The sequence below is a fragment of the Streptomyces sp. NRRL S-495 genome, assembly GCF_000966955.1.
Taxonomy (GTDB): Bacteria; Actinomycetota; Actinomycetes; order Streptomycetales; family Streptomycetaceae; genus Kitasatospora; species Kitasatospora purpeofusca.
Genome location: NZ_JZWY01000900.1, coordinates 1 through 3,768, shown reverse-complemented (window position 1 = coordinate 3,768; position 3,768 = coordinate 1). Strand labels below are relative to the sequence as shown.

The following is a 3,768-nucleotide window of genomic DNA, read 5'->3' as shown; positions in this document are numbered from 1 at the left end:
GCCGTAGGCGGTCTCCCACCGCAGCACGACACGGTTCACCGCCTGCGTCGAGCCCAGGTCGACCTGCAGCCACTGCGGGTCGCCGTAGGCGCTCGACCAGCGGGTGCCGCCGTCGCCGTCGGTGGCGAACGCGGCGGGGAAGTCGGGGGTCTCGGTGCTGGAGGCGGTGGTCGGCCGGTTGCGGGCCAGGTTGCCGGGTCCGCCGGTGCCGGGCCAGGCGGGGTTGTGGCCGACGGCGGCGGCGATCGGGACGAACGACGCGTAGGCGGCTGTCGGCCTGGGTGATCCCCAGGTCTGCTGGGCGAGTCCCCGGAGCGGGTACATGATGCCGGCGGCGATCTGCGCCTCGGTCTCGGCGGCGGGGTTGTCGCACCAGACGTGGATCAGCGAGCCGGGGTTCCCGGTCGGGTCGGTGAGGGTCCGGCCGCCCTGGAAGAGGTCCGGCGTCCAGGTCTCGTACATCCACCTGGTGTCGGGCTTGGCGCCGCCGAGCACGTAGTAGGTCGGGGTCCAGGACTCGTTGGCGACCCGGTGCCCGGCGGCGGCCAGCTGCTGGGGGGTGAGGCCGTAGTCGTACCAGTACTCGACCAGGATGCCGGGGTCGGGGGCGACGGTGCCGTCACCGGCCTTGATCCCGTCGTTCCACATCCGGGTGGTCTTGCCGGCGGCCCGTACCAGTGCGTCGGACCAGTTGACGAAGCCGTAGTAGGTGTCCTTGGCGGTCGCGTTCGCGCCGTAGTGGGCGCGGGCGTAGGCGAGCAGCTGGGGGTAGCGGCTGTAGTCGTCGACGTACTCGTCGGCGCCGATGTGCCAGTAGGGGGCGGGGAACAGCGGCAGGTACTCGTTGATCAGGTCCTTGATCAGCGTGTAGGCCCCGGGGTTCGAGAGGTCGATGAAGGCGGGGTCGGCCACGCCGGAGCTGTTGCGCAGCGCGAGTTCGGGGTGGGCGGCCAGGATCGGGTTCATGTGCCCGGGGGTGTCGATCTCGGGGACGATGGTGATGTGGTACTTCCGGCCGAGGGCGACCAGGTCGGCGATGTCCTGCTTGGAGTAGTGGTCGGCGGAGACGATCTCCGGGTGGGTGGAGCTCTCCAGGCGGAAGCCGTAGGTGTCGGACAGGTGGAAGTGGAAGTAGTTGAGCTTGAGGTAGGCCAGCTCCTTGATGTGCTGCTTCACCCAGTCGACGGTGAAGTACTTCCGGCCCTGGTCGATCATCAGCCCGCGTTCGGTCTTGGCCGGCCAGTCGACCGCCGTCCCGGCCGGCACGGTGGCCGCCTGGTGGAGCAGTTGGAGGAGCGTCCGGGTGCCGTAGAACGCGCCGGTGGTGGTCCCGGCCCGGACGGTGGCCGAGGCGGCGACGGTCAGCCGGTAGCCCTCGGCGGGCAGGGTGTCGTCGCCGAGGGTGAGGGCGATGTCGCCCGCGCCGGCGGTGCCGACGACCACCGGGACGTGACGGCCCGCCAGCAGGCCGAGGTCGTCGGCGAAGGTGGCGGCGTCCTCGGCGAGTCGGGCTCCGTGGACGGGGTCGAGGACGATCCGGCTCGCGGTGGTGAAGGTGTACGAGCCGCTGTCGGCGGTCCACTGGCGCAGCGCGGGCACGGTCTGCGGTGGCGCGGCGGCGGCGGTGCCGGCGGCCGCGGTGGCACGGTCGGCGGACGCCGAGCCGGGCAGGACGAGGGCCGCCGCGGTGCAGACGACCACGGTCAACAACCTGAGCAGTCTCATGGGGAGCTCCGGAGGCAGGCGGGGGAGACCCGGGGACGGAGGAGCGGACGTCGGGCGGGCCGGGGATCGGCCGGGGCGAAGGCCCGGTCCCGGGTGGCCGCATCAGGGACGAACTCGCACCAGTGCAACGCAGAGTCGGTGATCGAGTCAACAGCTGCTCGAAACGCGGCTGGATCGCGCATGATCGCGCACAGTTGTTGACGCGGGGAGGATTCCAGGGCCCGAGGACCGGCCTGCGCACTGCCCGGCCGCTGTCGTCGACTTCGTCATCGTCGACCACAGGTGACCGGACCTCGCCCGGTCGGGTGGCGCGGGTCCCTCCTGCGCTCCCACCGGGTCCGCCCCGTTCCCCCACCGCCGGGTCCGCCCCAGCCCCCGCCGGGACCGCCCCGGCTGCCCGGAAGCTTGCCACGGGGTCGATGGTTACGTAAACATAGTCGCAGGGGCAGGCTCACTGCCGCACCGCATCCCTTCACACAGGAGCAAGACGCGCATGCCCGTTCTCCAGACAGACCAGGCCGGTTTCCTGCTCGACGGCCAACCCTTCCGGCTGCTGTCCGGCGGGCTCCACTACTTCCGGGTCCACCCCGCGCAATGGGCGGACCGGCTGCACAAGGCCCGGCTGATGGGCCTCAACACCGTCGAGACCTACGTGCCCTGGAACCTCCACCAGCCGCGGCCGGAGCAGTTCCGGCTGGACGGCGGGCTCGACCTGCCCCGGTTCGTCGAGCTGGCCGCCGCCGAGGGCCTGCATGTGCTGCTGCGCCCCGGCCCCTACATCTGCGCCGAGTGGGAGGGCGGGGGCCTCCCGTCCTGGCTGCTCGCCGAACCCGACATCCGGCTGCGCTCCCGCGACCCCCGCTTCCTGGCCGCCGTGGACGACTACTTCCGCCGCCTGCTCACCCCGCTCCTGCCGTACCTGGCCTCGCGGGGCGGTCCGGTCCTGGCCGTCCAGGTGGAGAAGTTCTGGATCGGCTGGTTCGACCGCTGGGGTGCCGCGCACGTGGTCCGCGATGCCGACGAGGCGGCCCGGGAGCTCGACGACCTGCTCTCCGCCGGTGCCTCGGTCAACTTCTACATGCTCCACGGCGGCACCAACTTCGGCTTCACCAACGGCGCCAACGACAAGCACACCTACCGGCCGACCGTGACCTCCTACGACTACGACGCGCCGCTGGACGAGGCCGGGGACCCGACGGCGAAGTACACCGCGTTCCGCGAGGTCATCGCCAAGCACGCCCCCGTGCCCGAGGAGCCGGTGCCCGCGCGCGGCCCCAAGCTCGCCCTTCCCCCGGTCGTGCTGACCGAGAGCGCCGACCTGCTGCCGAACGCCGCCGTCCTCACCACGGCCGCCGTCCGGTCGCCCCGGCCGCTCACCATGGAGGAGCTGGCGCAGGACTTCGGGTTCGTGCTGTACGAGACCGTGCTGCCGACCGCCGGCCCGGTGCTGCTGGAGGTCGAGCAGGTCCGCGACCGCGCCCAGGTCTTCGTCGACGGGCAGCCCGTGGGCGTCCTGGAGCGGGAGAACCACGAGCATGCCCTGGCCTTCACCGCCCCCGCGGCCGGGAGCACCCTCGCGGTCCTGGTGGAGAACCAGGGGCGGGTCAACTACGGTCCCGGCATCCACGACCGCAAGGGGCTGCTCGGCCAGGTCCTCCTCGACGGTGCCGAACCCGCCGAGTGGAGCTGCCGCCCGCTCCCGCTGAGCAGCCTGGCGGACGTCCCCTTCGCGGCCGGCGCGCGGACGCCCGTCGGGCCCGCCTTCCACCGCGGCCGCTTCGAGGTCGCCGAGCCCGCCGACACCTTCCTCCACCTGGAGGGCTGGACCAAGGGCAACGCCTGGGTCAACGGCTTCCCGCTCGGCCGCTACTGGTCCCGGGGGCCGCAGCGTTCGCTGTACGTCCCCGCGCCGGTCCTGCGGGCCGGGACCAACGAGGTCGTGGTGCTCGAACTCCACTCCGCTCACCGCGCCCGCACCGTCGAATTCCGCGGGACGCCGGACCTCGGCCCGATCGGGGAATGACGGGGAGCGGCCGGAGGCCC

The 3,768-nt window shown here is 72.4% G+C and carries 2 protein-coding genes; one reads left to right on the top strand and one right to left on the bottom strand.

The genetic code is table 11. The features are described 5' to 3' along the window. Window positions 1-1,725 (bottom strand): family 20 glycosylhydrolase (locus VR45_RS35960; RefSeq protein WP_078897260.1); only part of this gene is annotated, 1,725 nt, incomplete at its 3' end. 493 nt (window positions 1,726-2,218) lie between these two features. Between VR45_RS35960 and VR45_RS35955 the strand changes: the two genes are divergently transcribed. Continuing rightward, window positions 2,219-3,748, top strand: coding sequence for a beta-galactosidase (locus tag VR45_RS35955; RefSeq protein WP_045944127.1), 1,530 nt, complete (start codon window positions 2,219-2,221; stop codon window positions 3,746-3,748). Window positions 3,749-3,768 lie beyond the last annotated feature (20 nt).